The organism is Bradyrhizobium sp. LjRoot220, assembly GCF_964252915.1.
Taxonomy (GTDB): Bacteria; Pseudomonadota; Alphaproteobacteria; order Rhizobiales; family Xanthobacteraceae; genus Bradyrhizobium.
On record NZ_CAXUPS020000001.1, the window covers coordinates 1,655,170 to 1,670,344 of the forward strand.

The 15,175-nt window shown below is 61.7% G+C and carries 21 protein-coding genes and 3 tRNA genes; 17 read left to right on the forward strand and 7 right to left on the reverse strand.

What is annotated here, in order from left to right; all coding sequences use genetic code 11:
• Positions 1-29: 29 nt before the first annotated feature.
• Positions 30-105 (forward strand) — tRNA-Trp (locus tag ACSQ84_RS07370).
• Between the two features lie 161 nt (positions 106-266).
• Here ACSQ84_RS07370 and ACSQ84_RS07375 read toward each other — a convergent pair.
• Positions 267-341: transfer RNA gene (locus ACSQ84_RS07375), tRNA-Glu, on the reverse strand.
• Between the two features lie 248 nt (positions 342-589).
• Between ACSQ84_RS07375 and ACSQ84_RS07380 the strand changes: the two genes are divergently transcribed.
• Positions 590-847, forward strand: coding sequence for a PilZ domain-containing protein (locus ACSQ84_RS07380; RefSeq protein ID WP_436210943.1), 258 nt, complete (start codon positions 590-592; stop codon positions 845-847).
• A gap of 31 nt (positions 848-878) precedes the next feature.
• On the forward strand, positions 879-1,133 hold the full coding sequence (locus tag ACSQ84_RS07385) for a hypothetical protein (protein WP_436210944.1): 255 nt from the start codon (positions 879-881) through the stop codon (positions 1,131-1,133).
• 3 nt (positions 1,134-1,136) lie between these two features.
• On the opposite strand, the gene ACSQ84_RS07390 is transcribed toward ACSQ84_RS07385, so the two are convergent.
• The 3 genes from ACSQ84_RS07390 to ACSQ84_RS07400 form a co-directional block, all read right to left on the reverse strand.
• Complete coding sequence (locus tag ACSQ84_RS07390) at positions 1,137-1,784, reverse strand: glutathione S-transferase family protein (RefSeq protein ID WP_436210945.1); 648 nt, start codon at positions 1,782-1,784, stop codon at positions 1,137-1,139.
• Between the two features lie 322 nt (positions 1,785-2,106).
• A complete protein-coding gene (locus ACSQ84_RS07395) occupies positions 2,107-2,307 on the reverse strand; it encodes a hypothetical protein (RefSeq protein WP_436210946.1) in 201 nt (66 codons plus the stop codon).
• An 18-nt stretch (positions 2,308-2,325) separates the two neighbouring features.
• Positions 2,326-2,778 carry a VOC family protein gene (locus ACSQ84_RS07400; protein WP_436210947.1) on the reverse strand — a complete coding sequence of 151 codons (453 nt, stop codon included), beginning with the start codon at positions 2,776-2,778 and terminating at the stop codon, positions 2,326-2,328.
• A 627-nt stretch (positions 2,779-3,405) separates the two neighbouring features.
• Here ACSQ84_RS07400 and ACSQ84_RS07405 point away from each other — a divergent pair.
• Positions 3,406-3,588, forward strand: a complete 183-nt coding sequence (locus tag ACSQ84_RS07405; protein WP_436210948.1) for a hypothetical protein — start codon at positions 3,406-3,408, stop codon at positions 3,586-3,588.
• A 232-nt stretch (positions 3,589-3,820) separates the two neighbouring features.
• Entirely contained in the window at positions 3,821-3,958 is a 138-nt protein-coding gene (locus tag ACSQ84_RS07410) for a hypothetical protein (protein ID WP_436210949.1), read from the forward strand.
• A gap of 105 nt (positions 3,959-4,063) precedes the next feature.
• Here ACSQ84_RS07410 and ACSQ84_RS07415 read toward each other — a convergent pair whose 3' ends face one another.
• Positions 4,064-4,261: a hypothetical protein gene (locus tag ACSQ84_RS07415; protein ID WP_436210950.1), complete on the reverse strand. Its 198-nt coding sequence runs from the start codon at positions 4,259-4,261 to the stop codon at positions 4,064-4,066.
• 760 nt (positions 4,262-5,021) lie between these two features.
• On the opposite strand from ACSQ84_RS07415, the gene ACSQ84_RS07420 reads away from it, so the two are divergent.
• The 3 genes from ACSQ84_RS07420 to ACSQ84_RS07430 all read left to right on the forward strand — a co-directional run bounded on the left by ACSQ84_RS07420 (position 5,022) and on the right by ACSQ84_RS07430 (position 8,183).
• Positions 5,022-6,095, forward strand: coding sequence for a TRAP transporter substrate-binding protein (locus tag ACSQ84_RS07420; RefSeq protein ID WP_436210951.1), 1,074 nt, complete (start codon positions 5,022-5,024; stop codon positions 6,093-6,095).
• A gap of 124 nt (positions 6,096-6,219) precedes the next feature.
• Entirely contained in the window at positions 6,220-6,780 is a 561-nt protein-coding gene (locus ACSQ84_RS07425) for a TRAP transporter small permease subunit (protein ID WP_436210952.1), read from the forward strand.
• Positions 6,781-6,800: 20 nt separating this feature from the next.
• On the forward strand, positions 6,801-8,183 hold the full coding sequence (locus ACSQ84_RS07430) for a TRAP transporter large permease (protein ID WP_436210953.1): 1,383 nt from the start codon (positions 6,801-6,803) through the stop codon (positions 8,181-8,183).
• Between the two features lie 60 nt (positions 8,184-8,243).
• Here the strand turns inward: ACSQ84_RS07430 and ACSQ84_RS07435 are convergent, their stop codons facing one another.
• A complete protein-coding gene (locus ACSQ84_RS07435; protein ID WP_436210954.1) occupies positions 8,244-8,390 on the reverse strand; it encodes a hypothetical protein in 147 nt (48 codons plus the stop codon).
• Between the two features lie 531 nt (positions 8,391-8,921).
• Between ACSQ84_RS07435 and ACSQ84_RS07440 the strand changes: the two genes are divergently transcribed.
• On the forward strand, positions 8,922-9,107 hold the full coding sequence (locus tag ACSQ84_RS07440; RefSeq protein ID WP_436210955.1) for a hypothetical protein: 186 nt from the start codon (positions 8,922-8,924) through the stop codon (positions 9,105-9,107).
• A 280-nt stretch (positions 9,108-9,387) separates the two neighbouring features.
• On the opposite strand, the gene ACSQ84_RS07445 is transcribed toward ACSQ84_RS07440, so the two are convergent.
• Complete coding sequence (locus tag ACSQ84_RS07445; RefSeq protein WP_436210956.1) at positions 9,388-9,555, reverse strand: hypothetical protein; 168 nt, start codon at positions 9,553-9,555, stop codon at positions 9,388-9,390.
• A 196-nt stretch (positions 9,556-9,751) separates the two neighbouring features.
• Here ACSQ84_RS07445 and ACSQ84_RS07450 point away from each other — a divergent pair, with 196 nt between their 5' ends.
• From ACSQ84_RS07450 to ACSQ84_RS07485, 8 genes are all read left to right on the forward strand, one after another.
• Positions 9,752-9,988 (forward strand): hypothetical protein, encoded by a 237-nt coding sequence (locus ACSQ84_RS07450; RefSeq protein WP_436210957.1) that lies wholly within the window; start codon positions 9,752-9,754, stop codon positions 9,986-9,988.
• A gap of 102 nt (positions 9,989-10,090) precedes the next feature.
• Positions 10,091-10,852, forward strand: coding sequence for an SIR2 family NAD-dependent protein deacylase (locus ACSQ84_RS07455; RefSeq protein WP_436211197.1), 762 nt, complete (start codon positions 10,091-10,093; stop codon positions 10,850-10,852).
• Positions 10,853-11,050: 198 nt separating this feature from the next.
• Positions 11,051-11,716, forward strand: a complete 666-nt coding sequence (locus tag ACSQ84_RS07460; RefSeq protein ID WP_436210958.1) for a cold-shock protein — start codon at positions 11,051-11,053, stop codon at positions 11,714-11,716.
• A 213-nt stretch (positions 11,717-11,929) separates the two neighbouring features.
• Entirely contained in the window at positions 11,930-12,376 is a 447-nt protein-coding gene (locus tag ACSQ84_RS07465; protein WP_436211198.1) for a DUF192 domain-containing protein, read from the forward strand.
• A 324-nt stretch (positions 12,377-12,700) separates the two neighbouring features.
• Positions 12,701-12,777 (forward strand) — tRNA-Pro (locus ACSQ84_RS07470).
• A gap of 190 nt (positions 12,778-12,967) precedes the next feature.
• On the forward strand, positions 12,968-13,432 hold the full coding sequence (locus ACSQ84_RS07475) for a CAP domain-containing protein (protein ID WP_436211199.1): 465 nt from the start codon (positions 12,968-12,970) through the stop codon (positions 13,430-13,432).
• 88 nt (positions 13,433-13,520) lie between these two features.
• Entirely contained in the window at positions 13,521-14,126 is a 606-nt protein-coding gene (locus ACSQ84_RS07480) for a TVP38/TMEM64 family protein (RefSeq protein WP_436210959.1), read from the forward strand.
• 113 nt (positions 14,127-14,239) lie between these two features.
• Positions 14,240-15,016 (forward strand): cyclase family protein, encoded by a 777-nt coding sequence (locus ACSQ84_RS07485; RefSeq protein ID WP_436210960.1) that lies wholly within the window; start codon positions 14,240-14,242, stop codon positions 15,014-15,016.
• Positions 15,017-15,175 lie beyond the last annotated feature (159 nt).

The window sequence follows — 15,175 nt, forward strand, 5'->3', positions numbered from 1 at the left end:
GGCCAGCATCGTGGGTCGGGACCAATCCAGGGAGTGAAGCTCAAGTGGACGAGCGCTGGTCTCCAAAACCAGAGGCTCCAGGTTCGAGGCCTGGTTCTCCCGCCATTTTCTGCGGCCATGCGGAGTGATTGCCGTACCCGAAATCAACGACCTCGGCCTCGCCATTGGCCGCCGCAGCCAACCGACATGGCGCACGTCACCCCAGAACAGACGTTCCAGAAGGGCGTTAACGGGCGACGAATGATTTCAATGGCCGAAAAACCGGATGGCGCTCCCTAGCGGAATCGAACCGCTCTCTCCACCGTGAAAGGGTGGCGTCCTAACCGATAGACGAAGGGAGCAAAACAACTGGAAAATCAGTGCTTTATGCACGTGATCCCCCGTGTTGGTCGCCAATGATCGAGTCCGATCAGGGCAGCGACGGGCGAACGTATAGTGGCGTTTGGCCGGGCGGGCAAGCCGCCCGAAAACCCCTTTTTGTGGGCATTTGGCGCGTGGCCGGGAGGGTTGGCGGATCGCCCGAAACCTCAGTTAGTTTGCAACGGTTTTTAAAGCCGCATGGCGTAGGGCTGGTGCAGGGGACTCTGAGATGGCCTTGGGCATCAAAAAGCGCGAGTCGCGCAAATCGCTGCGTCAATCCGGGTGGCTCACGCTGGACGGCGGCTTCGCGGCACGCCCATGCGTGGTGCAGGACATGTCGACGACGGGCGCCAAGATCACGATCGATGATCCCAATACGCTGCCGGCCAAATTGAAACTGGCGTTTTCGCGCGATGCCCGGACCGGGCGAAACTGCGAAGTGGTCTGGCGCCGCGGCAAGTCGGTCGGCATCAAGTTCGTCCGCTAGCGCCCGATGGCGCGGGACGGTAAAAGGCGGCATGCGAAAATCTCTCCTTGCGATCCCGGTCCTGGTGCTGACGGGCGTGGCGGCGTTGGCCGCCGAACCATCCGGCCATCGGAAATCCGGCAAAACCGCGCCTTCGGGCAAGCTGCTTCCGCTCAAGGGAGCAACATCAGATAACTCATGCGCGGCGTATGGGGCAGGGTTCGTCAAGGTCGAGGGCACCGGAACCTGCGCGAAGATCGGTGGTGCCATCAGTATCGGCGCCGGCACATCGGCGGGATCGCGCTGAACCTCACGTCATCGGCGGCGCGATGAACTGGACAAATCCGGGGCGCTCCGAGATCCGTGCGAACCAGCGCTCGAGGTTCGGCAGTTTCGGCTTGGTGACGCCTTCGACGCCGAGCCAGCGCCGCGCAAAAGCGCCGAGCGCGATATCGGCGACCGTGAACTGATCGCCTTCGACGTAGCGGCGCGCAGCCACTTGTGCGTCGACGATCCTCCATTGCACCGCGGCGGCGTCGGCGTCCTTCTGGACCTGGACCATGTCGCGTTTTTCCGGCGGTGTGCGCACCAGCGCCCAGAACACCGGCCGGTCGACCGGTTGCAGGGTCGACAGCGTCCAGTCCAGCCAGCGGTCGACGGCCGCGCGCGCCTGCGGACCTTGCGGATAGATCGGTGAATTCTGGCCGTAGGCAAGGCAAAGATAACGCATCACCGAATTGGATTCCCACAGCACGAAGTCGCCGTCGATCAGTGTCGGCACGCGGCCGTTGGGATTCATCGCGAGGTACGGCGCTTCATTGTTCTTGCCGAACTGCATGCCGGCGTCGATGCGATCATAGCCAAGATCGAGCTCACGCAGGCACCACAGCACTTTTTGAACATTGACCGAATTGGCCCGGCCCCAGATGGTAAGTTGTTGTTGCTTGTCGTCAGCCACGTGTTTTCGCTCCAGCGATTTTCCTGCGATGATCTTCTTGCACCCGCCTCATAGCGGAAGATCAGCAAAAATGCGCGGTCGCCCTTGGCCTGGACCAAACAAAAAAGCAGGACCCGTCGCGTCGAGGGAGCCTGATTTCACGTGTGCCCCGAAGTCAACGGCCGAAGAACAACCATAACAGAATGATCACCGGAATCGGCACGCCCAATAGCCACAACAAAATGCCTCGTCCCATCCTCGCATCCTCCATCAATCGAAGGAGGAACGTGGCAGCGGGTGGCTTGTTCCTTCATGCGCTAGAAACTGCGCGCCGTCGGCAGCGTTATGATTTTGGAATCTCGGACGGCGACAGCCCGATTCGAAACAGCGAATAGCCGTCTCGATCGGCGGCTTCGCGCACCTCGGCGTTGACGTCGCCGGCCTCGCTGCGGCGCGTCAGCTTCCATTCGCCTTGCGAGGTGCCTGAGGGAAATGGCACGTCCGCTTTGGCCACCAGCCGGTAGCTGGGATGGCGGACGTGCACGATGGATCTATACAACGCCTACCAGTGGCCTGTGTTCGGCATCGAGGTCCACGGTTCGGCCGGCGGCTTCGGGTCGCCCTTCTGCAGGAGTTCGATCGAATGCAGATCCGGCGAGCGGACGAACGCCATGTTGCCGTCGCGCGGCGGGCGGTTGATGGTGATGCCCATCTTCATCAGACGATCGCAGGTGGCGTAGATGTCGTCGACCTCATAGGCGAGGTGACCGAAATAGCGGTCTTCGCCGTACTTCTCCTCGTCCCAATTGTAGGTGAGTTCGACCAGCGGCGCGCCCCGGCTGGCGGGCAGGGCCTTGAGCACGCCTTCGTCTTCGGGCGCGCACAGGAACACCAGCGTAAAGCGGCCCTTGTCATTGTCGATCCGGCGCACTTCCTTCAACCCAAGCGCATCACGATAGAATTTCATCGCGGCATCGAGATTGCGGACGCGCAGCATGGTGTGGAGAAAACGCATGTTTCTTGGCTCCCTTTGCGAGGCTTGGTTTTTGGTTCGAGGCTTCCATAGCAGCAAAATGCGCCACGGGGCAGAGGGGAGGCGCGCCGTATGGGCGCCAACCCGGTTCTTTGCGTTCGCAATTGTGTGAGTGTTTAGCCGCAAATCGCGACGCGGCGCGCGGCTCTCCCTTGAGCACTTTCAGCGGCGAGCATAAAGCCGTATGGCGGCGCGTCGGAACTGTGGGTAATTCGCCGACGGGCTGGACAGAGAAGCCTGTCCGCACATGATGCGCCGCGAGACGGAATCTCTGGAGGGCCTAGGGGGACAGTCTCGGTGAAGGCCACGCGGCGTAACGCCCGCGTGGCCTTTTTTGTTGTCCAATTATTTACGTTTGCGTGACCGTAAAATTGCGGACTCTGTTCGTTCTCCGAGAACAAAGCGGAGCCAACGTCTTCCTTTGAGAGTTGAGCGCGGGTGAGACCGCGATACGAAAAGCTCTCCGCGATGGTAGCGCCGATCTAGATTTCGCTTTCGCGGTGGACCACGAACTCGGGAAACTGGATCGTGCGCCACGTTCGTGGCCAGCCGCACAGTTTCCCCAACATAATCCCCGTAGGATTCAGCAGTTCACCACGGGAGTTCGAAATGCTGGCCCAGGTTATTTTGATTGCGAGCTTGCCCTCGATGTTCTGCGCGGGCTGTACGGCCTTTCTTGCCTACAAGGAACGCAAGCAATGGGTCTGGTTCGCAGGCTTGTCGGTCCTGGCCGGCATCGGCGGCATCAGCGCCCTCAACATTGGGCTATGGCGGCTGGGGGGCCTCCATTGAGTGGCCGGCGCCTTCGCCGCCGACCGCCATCGCTGGTTCACACAAGCGAAAGCCCCGCTCGGGGGAAGCGGGGCTTTCTGATGGGGTTGAGTGTCTGAGGGACTACTCATCCCATAAGTCGCGGCCGCGCGTGATTGGTTCATCCGATTTTTGGCGCGCGACGCTAGCCACAGCGGGGCTTGCGAAATCGTTCTTGGTATGTTCTGTTCGGTCATTCCCTGGAGGTTGATTCATGGACATCGAGAAACAACGCGAAATCATCCGGCTCTGGAACCGCATGCGCCGGGTCGAAGGCCCGATCGCCGAGGAAATCCGCATTCAGATCCTCGAATATTTTTCGCAGCAGGATCGCGCAAAACGCGCCGCGTGATGCGGCTTGCTCTCACCTGCCGCTGCGACGACCGCGTTGAAACGCGGGCGTTCGAACGCGTCACCTCGCACACATAATCGAGCGGCTTCTTCCGTTTCCGCTCGGCTAAACCTTGACGTCGACCAATGCGGTTGGCTCGGCTTGGGTGTGCTGGTCGATTTGGGCTTGCTGGGCCTGCGCCTTGGCGTCGTAGACGGCCTTCAGATCTTCATTGATTGTTTTGGGTGGCGCCTTGGCGGTCTGGTCGACAAGGAGCTGGATTCTGGCCTGCGTCACTTCAACAGGTACGGGATAAACGAGCATGAGATTATCCTCCTGCCCCGAGGCTGTCAGGCGCTCGTTTACACTTTGTAAAGAGATTGGGTTAACGGCGAAGTGGGTTAATGGCCGACCGGACCAACGCGTACGGGCAGGGCCCGCGCGGAATCACTTGCGAGATAATCTTGCGACGGTGTCGCGGCTTGCAAACCTCGATTGCGCGCATGCCTGGAGCAGGGATTGGGCATTCAGGTTTCCGCAGCATCATCATGAGGAGGAGGCAGTCACCGTCAGGCGCTGGCAGGCGCGATGTGCGTCACCTCAAAGAGAGGAGCGAGGCGGGGACGCCCACGCCCACGCGTCTTCCTGACCTGCGGACCTCAAAGCACGGTCCTCGACTTCGGCGAGGAGCCGCTCCAAGCACCGCTAAGGCCAAGTCGCGCACGCGGCTCCCAAGCTTCCAAGTCTATCGACAATTGCCCGGATCAGATCCCCGCTTGGTGATGGCTCGTGTCTTCGCGGCGCACCATACGTCGTTGCGACCGGCCCGGGACCAGTGTGCCCGCTGCGGACGTAGATCGAATTGGGCGAGGCCGCAGTTTCCATCTGCCAAGCGCATTTTTTTTGACAGCTGTGGTCCTTCATGCCACGTTGCTGGCAATGGGGTGAGACAACGTCCGTCCCGGCACCTTCCAAGGCCAAAAAGAAAACGTAGCCACCTCATCGAACGTACCGTCGAACAACCATCGCAGCCGCGTGAGCTGCGGGCGTCGGTATTGCGCGTAACCAGGGGAGGAGCTGCAAGATGATGAAATCCACATTGTTAATGGGATTGGCGGGGCTATCCGCTTTGGCCCTCACGGCGGTGACCACAGACGCGAACGCGCAGGAAAAAGTCCGCTGGAAGATGCAGAGCGCGTTCGGCGGCCAGCTGCCACATCTCGGCACCTCGGGCGTACGCTTCACGAAGAATGTCGAGCGGTTGTCGGGCGGCAAGTTGGAGATAAAGTTCTTCGAGCCCGGCGCGCTGATCCCGCCGCTCGAGTGCTTCGACGCGGTGTCCAAGGGCTCGGTCGACGCGTGCTGGACGACGCCAGGTTACCACACCGGCAAGTACCCCGCGCTCGCCTTCTTCACCACCGTGCCGTTTGGCCCGCCCGTCGGCGAATTCCTCGGCTGGAAGTGGTTCGGCGGCGGCAACCAGTTGCGCAATGAGATCTACGCCAAGCACGGCCTGATTGCGATCGACTCCTTCGCCATCGCGCCCGAAACCTCCGGCTGGTTCCGCAACGAGATCAAGTCGGTTGAGGAGCTGAAGGGGTTGAAGATGCGGTTCTTCGGCCTTGGCGCGCAGGTGATGCAGAAGCTCGGCGTCTCCACTCAGTTGCTGGCAGCGGCCGACATCTATCCTGCGCTGGAACGCGGCGTGATCGACGCGACCGAGTTCTCGATGCCGACGATGGACACCAAGTTGGGCTTCCATCAGATCGCCAAGTTCAACTACTTCCCGGGCTGGCATCAGCAGACCTCGGTGAGCGAGCTTCTGATGAACAAGGCGGCGTGGGACGCGCTGTCGGATCAGAACAAGGCGATCATCGAGATCGCGCTCGGCGAATCCGTCATGCACACCTACGTCGAGAGTGACCACTCCCAGTTCGCGGCGATGGCCGAGATGCGCGACAAACACAAGGTTCAGGTCAAGCGCTGGAGCGACCAGGACCTGGCGGCGCTGGAGAAAGCCTGGCTGGAAGTGCTGGCGGAGGAATCGGCCAAGGACCCGCTGTTCAAGAAGGTCGCCGACCACTACTTGGACTACCGCAAGAAGTTCGCGGTTTGGGGTGTGTCGCAGACCATGAAAGCCACCTACCAGAAGGATTGAGCAGCGGGCCGGCGCAGCGCGCGGCTGCGCCGGCTCCTGACAGGGAAGTTGCCTCACCGGCCGGTGACGAACGGTAGCGCACGGTGCGCTGCCGCGGGTTGCGCCACAGCAGGATTTCGCCGCGATGCATGCGTTGCTGAAGCTGGCCGAGGGTATGCGGCGGGCGCTCGAGGTTGTCGCTCTGACGTCCGGTTGGTTGCTCGTTGTCATGGCGTGCGTCACCACGTTCGATGTCGTCGCGCGCAAGTTTGGCCTACAGCTGCCGTATACCAAGCTGCAAGAGCTGGAATGGCACTTCCACGCCGCGATCTTCTCGCTTTGGATGGGCTACTGCTACACGATCAACGCACATCCGCGCGTCGATACCTTCACCGAGATGATGTCGTATCGCCGCAGGGCATGGATCGAACTCGCCGGCTGCCTCCTGCTGGCGCTGCCCTACATCGCGCTGGTCTCCTACTACAGCCTGGATTTCGTTGCGCAGTCCTATCGGCTCGGCGAGCAATCCGACAGCACGGTCGGGTTGACCCATCGCTGGATCATCAAAGGCATCTACGCTGCCGGCCTGTGGATGGTGGTGCTCGGCATCCTCAGCGTACTGCTTCGCGTGATTGTCTTCTTGTTCGGTGAAAAGTCGGAGCGGGAAGTCAATCTGCAAATCGGACATGTGATTACGGACGTCTAACCCGACCGGGGGACTTTAGCGTGCTCGACTGGCTGGCCGACAATCTCGCTCTGATCATGTTCGTGTCGATGTTCTTCTTCATTTTCATCGGCTACCCCGTCGCTTTCATCATGGGCGGACTGGCGTTCGCCTTTGCGATCCTGGGCGCCTGGCTCGGCGTCTTCAAGCTGATCGGCCTGTCCGATATCGTGTTGCGCATGTGGGGCGGGGTCGCCAACGATCCGGTCCTGGCGTCGATCCCGATGTTCATCTTCATGGGCGCGATTCTGGAGCGGTCGGGCTCCGCCAAGGACATGCTGGACGCAACCGAGGTGTTGCTCAAGCGGTGCCCCGGTGCGCTGGCGGTCTCTGTGATGGTGATGGGAACGATCCTGGCGGCGCCGATCGGCGTGGTCGGCGCAGCGGTGATCACGCTCTCGGTGATCGCCCTGCCGCAGATGATCGCGGCAGGCTACGACAAGCGGCTTGCCATCGGCACCATCGCCTCGGCCGGAACGCTCGGCATCCTGATTCCGCCGGCCATCATGCTGGTGGTGATGGCGGAGATGCTGCAGACCTCGGCCGGCAATTTGTTTCTTGCCGCCATCATGCCGGGCTTCCTGCTCTCCGGCCTCTACCTCGCCTATATCGTGGTCGTCGCCATCCTCAGGCCGGGCGCCGCGCCCAAGCTGCCGCCGGGCTACGGGCCGCAGACCCGCCGTGCATTCTGGTACGCGCTCTGGCGGGGCCTGTTCCCGATGACGGCGCTGCTGGTGATCGTGCTCGGCTCGATCTTCGCCGGCTGGGCCACCCCCACGGAGAGCGGCGCCGTCGGCGTGCTCGGCTCCATGTTCATCGCCGCACTGAACGGGCGCATGAAGTTCAAGATGATCAACGAGGCGATCTATTCCTCCTGCCGCGCCAACGGCCTGGTGTTCCTGATCTTCCTCGGCGCGACCGGCTTTTCCTATGTGTTCCGCGTACTCGGCGGCGACGACCTGATGATCTCGACGCTCACCCATTTCGGCATCGACACCAAGTGGGAAATGCTCGGCTTTGTCATGGTTCTGATCTTCCTGCTCGGCTTCCCGTTTGAGTGGATCGAAATTTGCCTGATCGTGCTGCCCGTATTCGGGCCGATCCTGTCGAAGTTCGACTTCTCGGATCACATCGGCAACAACACCGCCCTGATGACCTGGTTCGGCACGCTGGTTGCGGTCAATCTGCAGACCGCGTTCATGACGCCGCCGTTCGGGGCGACGCTGTTCTACATGAAAGGTACGGCGCCGCCGGGCGTCACCATGAACGACGTGTTCACGGCCATGTACCCGTTCGTCACGCTGCAGGCGCTCGGCCTGATGCTGTGCATTTATTTCCCGAGCATCAGTCTGTGGCTGCCGAGACTGGCCGGCTTCATCGAATAGCCGCCAGTTCGTTGGGAACGGAGGTTCGGCTGCGCGAAGGGCTCGCCGTCCCGGCCCAGACTAGATGGTCTTGTCCAAGCGTTCCGCGTAGAGCCGGAATTCCTCGGCCATCTCGAAAAGCTTCTTCGAAGCCTCCGGATCCCTGACGGCGCGGGCCAATCGCGTGGCTCGGATGGATTGGTCGCGGTAGTGGTCGGCTTGGGTCATGTCGGCACCTTTTCGGATAGGTTCGGATCGCGGCCAAAAGGTTCGATCACGACGATGCGAACGGCCGATCGGGCTCGGTACGACCGGGCTCATGGCCCGTTAGAAGAGGCGGCGACGAAGGCCTTGCGGTGCAATTCGCTGTCGCGGGGCGCGGGGACGCGAAAGTAACCTTATCTTAAGCGGCGGACCGGCGAGAAAACCCGCCCCCTGTTCGTTCTCCTGAGAACAAAAGGAGTCTCGGTCCACTGCACGAAAACCGGTTGCGCGTACACGAGTGGGTCTGTGGGCGGGTGCGCAGCAAGTATTGGCCGGGACAGCTGAAAACCCGATTGGCGCCCTGTGATCTTGCTGTGGATTTGCTGCGGATAAGTCCACGACCCCGACGGTGAAACGGGGGCGATCGGGGTCAACGATCCCTTTCAGTCAACGACGCTTTTCCTGACAGCCAATAACCCTATTCGGTTAGGTTAAAACCGGGATTGCGTTGCGCTTGTCAGGGGGTGCGCTAGGGATTGGCTGGAGGAAACAGCCATGGTCCCTTCGTTTCACAACGCCGACAGGCCGACCCACCGACGCGTGATGGTGGTCGGGCTGCTGTTTTGCCTGGCCTTCCTCGGCATCAGTTTCTCGCTGCGGCCGCAATCGGAAACCGGGCAAGTACTGGTGAAGGCTGACCGGCTGGTCCGGACGGCGGGCGAGCCGCACAGGGCGAACTGACGTCTCACCTAGCGGTCCGGCAGTTTTTCGCTGCGCGGCTTGTGGTATTTGGCAATGGCGATGAAGCCGGCAAACGCGAGCACGTTCAGCAGAACTTCCAGCCAGGCGGGCATCAGCGCACCTCTTTCGGGAACAAATCCCCAAGGCCGCAATTGGTTCCTTCGCGCGTGGCTCGGCGTCGATGAGCCGTACTACCGGCATCCCTTACTAGCGCCATAGGTGGCCGGGAAATAAAAACCCGGAACAACGCTCCGGGCTTTTTGCTGATCGGATTTTGGCGCTAGGTCCAGAACGATGGGCGGTTAAATCCGCTCCAGGCATTGCCGAGTGTGGTGGCGTAATATTCCTCGCGCTCGCGTTCGAATTTTTCCTGTGTGGCCTTGAAGCTCGCGACCCGTGCTGCGATTTCCTCGCGCTCACGCGCAAGCCTGTCTTCCTGTTCGTTCATTGCCCATCCTGTTTTTTGGAGTCGTCTTATTGAGTCGTCCCGCGGGCTATTGGGGAGCGCGATTGGGGCGCCAATTGGGAAGCCGCGTTGCGGGATTGTGGTCGTCTGTTTGCAAGGCGAAGGCGGTGGATAAGGCGCGCACGCTGCTTGTCGCCCGCGCACCATCCCGGTAGCGACAAGCAAACGGGAGGTTCCAATGGCAAAGATCGATCTGGATACGCTGAGCATCGAAGAACTCGCGGCACTGCGCGAGCACGCCACCGACAAGCTGTTCGAGAAGGTCGCCGCGCGCCGCGCCGAACTCGAGGCCGAGCTGGAAAAGCTCGCGCAGTACGGCAAGCCGGTCAGGAAGGTCGAAGGCGCGCCGGTTGCCAAAGTCAAAAGGACCGAAGAGGCGAGGGAACCGAAGGAACCAATCGCCAAGGCTGCCTAGCAGGGCTGCGTCCAGCATCACCCGTCGGTGGGCCGGCGCCGCGGCCTGTCAATCCGACTGGACGTGCTATAGTCGGCGCCAAGAAAACGTCGGATGTTTTCCGTGATCGCACCGGACCTTAGCAGCGGCGTCGAGCAACTCGGCAACATGATTGCCGAGGCATCGTCCATCGTTCCCTTTACCGGCGCCGGCATCTCGACCGAATGCGGCATTCCCGATTTTCGCTCGCCCGGCGGATTGTGGACTCGCAATCGTCCGATACCCTTCGATGAATTCGTCGCCAGTGCCGCTGCGCGTGACGAAGCCTGGCGGCGGCGTTTTGCAATGGAGCCGACCTTTGCTGCGGCGAAGCCGGGCCGCGGACATCGGGCGCTGGCCTCGCTCTACAAGGCCGGCAAGATCCCCGCGATCATCACCCAGAATATCGACAATCTGCACCAGACGTCCGGTTTCAAGGCCGATGACGTCGTCGAACTTCACGGCAACACGACCTACGCCCGCTGCATCGGCTGCGGGCAGGCCTACGATCTGCCCTGGGTCAAAGCCCGCTTCGACGAGACCGGCGGCGCGCCCGATTGCACCGCCTGCGACGGTCCGGTGAAGACCGCGACCATTTCCTTTGGTCAGGCCATGCCGGAAGATGCGATGCGCCGCGCCACGGAACTTGTCCAGCGTTGCGACCTGTTCCTCGCCATCGGATCCTCGTTAGTGGTTTGGCCCGCCGCGGGTTTTCCGCTGATGGCCAAGGACTGCGGCGCCAAACTGGTCATCATCAATAACGAGCCGACCGAACAGGACGATGTCGCCGATCTTGTGATCAGGCACGACATCGGGGAAACGCTCGGACCGTTTGTAGGCAATTGATCTGCAATTGATTCGAAGCTGTGCAAGCCTGTTCATAGTTCCCGCCCGAATTGTTTTTTAGCTATGCGCGGCAGGCGGGAGTGTTATCTTTTGAGTCGAGAGATTCGCGCGGCGTTATCATGAGTGGTCATGGATGGGCGCGTGTTCCGGTCCGTTACGGCGGTAGCGGTCCGCAATGAATGTGTGAGGTCCGGGGTCATGGGGTCGGACGGATTTGAGTCCAAGAAGCTCGGGGGGCCGCCATCTGGCGGGACAGGGCAGAACAGAGTTGGACCAGGTGAATTCTCTGCCGGCGCGGAGCGCGATCCGGCGATGGATGCGCTGTCGAGCCTTGGTGATGCCGCTGCAAATCTCGTCGAGATTTCCGGCGTCATCAAATGGTTTGACGCGTCGAAAGGCTACGGCTTCATCGTTCCCGACAATGGCTGGCCCGACGTGCTGCTGCACGTCACGGTGCTGCGCCGCGACGGCTATCAGACCGCGTATGAAGGCGCGCGACTGGTCGTCGAATGCGTGCAGCGCGCCAAGGGCTATCAGGCATTCCGCATCGTCTCGATGGATGAGTCCACGGCGGTCCATCCGGCGCAGATGCTGCCGCCGCGGACCCATGTCAGCGTCACGCCGACCAGTGGTCTGGAGCGAGCGCAGGTCAAGTGGTTCAACCGGCTGCGGGGCTTTGGCTTCCTGACCTGCGGGGAAGGGACGCCTGACATCTTCGTGCACATGGAAACGCTGCGCCGCTTCGGCATGACCGAGCTTCGGCCCGGCCAGTACGTGCTGGTCCGCTTCGGGCCCGGTTCCAAGGGCATGATGGCCGCGGAGATCCACCCTGAGACCGGACCGTCGGCGCTGTCGTCGCACTAATTGCTTCGGCCGGCGGACGCTGCCAGCTGACGGAATCGTGAGCCGGACGCCATGCGTGCACACGCGGGGCTCTGGCCTTTGCCGCAATCATCGGGTTAGGGTTTAGCTGCAATGGCCTCCTGAATCCCAGAGATTGGCCCGGTGTCCGGCGTGAGTGTTTTGATGAATTTCGTTTCGATGGTTGCGCGGCCTGGCTCGCGCGGACGGTTGGTCATGTCGCTGCTGGCGGCGCTCGGCCTGGTCGGCAGCCTTTGCGCAAGCCCAATCGCCCGGGCCGCGAGCATTCAGCCGCTCGAGATAGCCACCAAATCCGGCGTCCAGGTGTTCTCGGTCGAGATGGCGACCACCGAGGAGGAGAAGACCACCGGGCTGATGTACCGCAAGGAACTGCCCGACGGCAAAGGCATGTTGTTCGACTTCTCGCCGGAACAGCAGATCTCAATGTGGATGAAGAACACCTACATCTCGCTCGACATGATCTTCATCCGCGCCGACGGCCGGATCCTGCGGATCGCGGAAAATACCGAGCCGCATTCGACCAAGATCATATCCTCGGGCGGCCTTGCCAAGGGGGTGCTGGAAGTGATCGCCGGCACGGCGCAGAAATACGGGATCAGGCCCGGCGACCGGGTGGCGCACCCCCTGTTCAACAGCCGCTAAAGCATTTTCGAGGGAAGGGTCGCCTCGGACCGATCCGGGGATGGATCGCGTTCCGGATGCCGCTCAGCGCCTGCGCCAGCCAGTTCACGCGCGTGTCGACGCTGTGGGCAGGTCCACGGGGGGCGCGGACACAAGATTGCGAAAACAACCCCATGCAAAGATAGAATGGCCCTCGGCGCGTGGGGTTGTGCGGCGTTGCGTCCGGGCATCAGGCGGTGCCTCCGGGCAAGCCTGATCTCGTCTCGCGCGGCCTGCCGGACCGCTCCCGGACGCCTTGCTGGCGGGCCCCCAAGCGTGTATCGACGTCCATTCCCAAGCATCAATCGGGGTATAGCGCAGCCTGGTAGCGCGGCAGTTTTGGGTACTGCAGGTCGTTGGTTCGAATCCAGCTGCCCCGACCAACAAATTCAATCACTTAAGAGGCGGTCAGGCAGCCGTGCTTCCCAGAACTGCGAGTTTGGAAGCGTATGGAAGCAGTTTGTGACCGGTAAGGGGCTATTCGTTCGGATGCGGCTGCTGGTTTTGCTTGGCATGACGCTTTGTCTTTGTGGGCCGGTCTTTGGCCAGTCGCCCCCTTCCAATCCCGCCTCGATGATCTCTGACTTTCGCAAGCAGCACGGGGAGGGGCGGGTGACCCTGGACGCCACCCTGACGCGGATTGCGCACGATCAGGCCGCGGCGATGGCAGCAAAGGACCGGCTCGACCACGATGTCCTCGGTCACTTCAACAAGCGCGTCAGCCCGGCCGGCGCCGGCCGCGCGGCCGAGAACATCGCGTACGGCTATGACAGCTTCCCGAAAACCCTCGACCAGTGGATCAACTCATCGGGACACCGGCGCAATCTGCTGTTGCGCAATGCGTCGCGCGTCGGCGTCGCCAGTGTGAAGAGTTCGGCAACCGGCCGTACCTATTGGGCGATGGTGATCGCGGGCGATTATGAAGCCCGCAAGCAAACCCCAAAGACGTCGAAAACTTCAAAGCAAGCGACGGTTACCCCGCCCAAACCTCGCGCCGCGGAGACGTGTCGATTGAAAATACTGAGCCTCTGCCTCTGATGCTCATGCGGCCACCATCGTGAATCTGTTCCAGGTGTGCCTGAAGTGCAGCGCTTGGGGCACGCACCAATTCGGGCAATAATGAACCGTGACCGATTTCATCCATCAGCTGTTTCGCGACTGGGGTGAACTGACCCTCGGCTCCGGCTTTGCGCTGGCGGCGATGTTTGCGATCGCGGCTTTCGTGATTTTCCCCCGAACCATTCTGATCCTGACCGCCGCGGCGACGTTCGGCTTCAAGGTGTTTCCCTTCGTCCTGCTGGGGAGCGTCACCGGCTCGATCCTGGCCTTTCTGCTGGCGCGCCACATTGCGGCGGACTGGGTGCAGTCCAGGATCGCGCGCCATCCACTGTTGCACACGGTGGCCAACGTGATCGACGAGGAAGGCTGGCGCATCATCGCGCTGCTGCGGCTCGGCGCGCCGATCCCGAGTTCGCTGCAGAACTACGCGCTCGGGCTGACGCGCATCGACCTGAAGACCTATTCGCTGGCGACGGCGTTCTTCAGCATCCCGCAGATCGCGTTGTTCAGCTTCATGGGCGCCAGCGGCCGCGCCTCCGTGCTGGAAGACGGCTCGTCCACGGCATCGCGGATCTTCCTGCTGGTCGGGATCGCACTCGCCGCGGGCCTGATCTGGTTGATCGGGGTGCGGGTTCGTCAGGCGTTGCAGCGCCTCGCCGATCGAACGCCATGATCGAGGAGTAGCGGCGCGTCGAAGGTCAAAATTGTGTATCCTGACGAACCGGCCGAACGGCAAGGCCGCTCCGACCACGCCACAAGAAGCCCTCAAAACAGCGAGGAAACGCCATGGCGCGTAAGTTGATCGACATCTCCGTTCCCCTGCAAAACGACGTGCCCGCCGATCCGCCGGGCGGTCATCCGACGATCCAGTACATCGACCACCAGCAGGGCCTGCCGCGCATGCTGCAGTTCTTTGACGGGCTGAAGGCCGAAGACCTGCCGGACGGGCAGGGCTGGGCGGTCGAGCAGGTGCAGCTCTCGACCCACAACGGCACGCATCTGGATGCGCCCTGGCACTTCCATCCCACCATGAACCGGGGCGAGCGGTCATGGACCATCGACGAAGTGCCGCTGGAATGGTGTTTGCAGCCCGGCGTGAAGCTCGACTTCCGGCATTTTGCCGACGGCTATGTCGCGACCGCCAAGGACGTCGAGAATGAACTCAAACGTATCGGCCATACGCTGTCGCCGCTGGAAATCGTGGTGGTCAATACCAGTGCCGGAGTCAAATACGGCCGGCAGGATTACGTCACCTCCGGTTGCGGCATGGGCTATGAAGCGACCATGTATCTCCTGGAGCGCGGCGTGCGGCTGACCGGCATCGACGGCTGGAGCTGGGATGCGCCGTTCGTCTACACCGCAAAGAAGTATGCCGAGACCAAGGATGCCAGCCTGATCTGGGAAGGTCACAAGGCCGGCCGTCACATCGGCTATTGCCACATCGAGAAGTTGCACAACCTCGAGCAGCTGCCCTCGACCGGATTCATGGTGTCGTGCTTCCCCGTGAAGATCGAACGCGCCTCGGCGGGCTGGACCCGGGCCGTCGCCATTCTCGACGGATAGAAGCCATCGCCAACGAGCAAAGCCGGGAGCAATTTCATGATGGGATTGCGTACATCCCGTTGCGGGATGCCTCGGTTGTGGCGAGGTCGCCTCGTCGATCTCAATGCCAAGCCGCCGTCGCTTCGGCGCTGGCGTTGACGACAGATACCGAGGCTATCA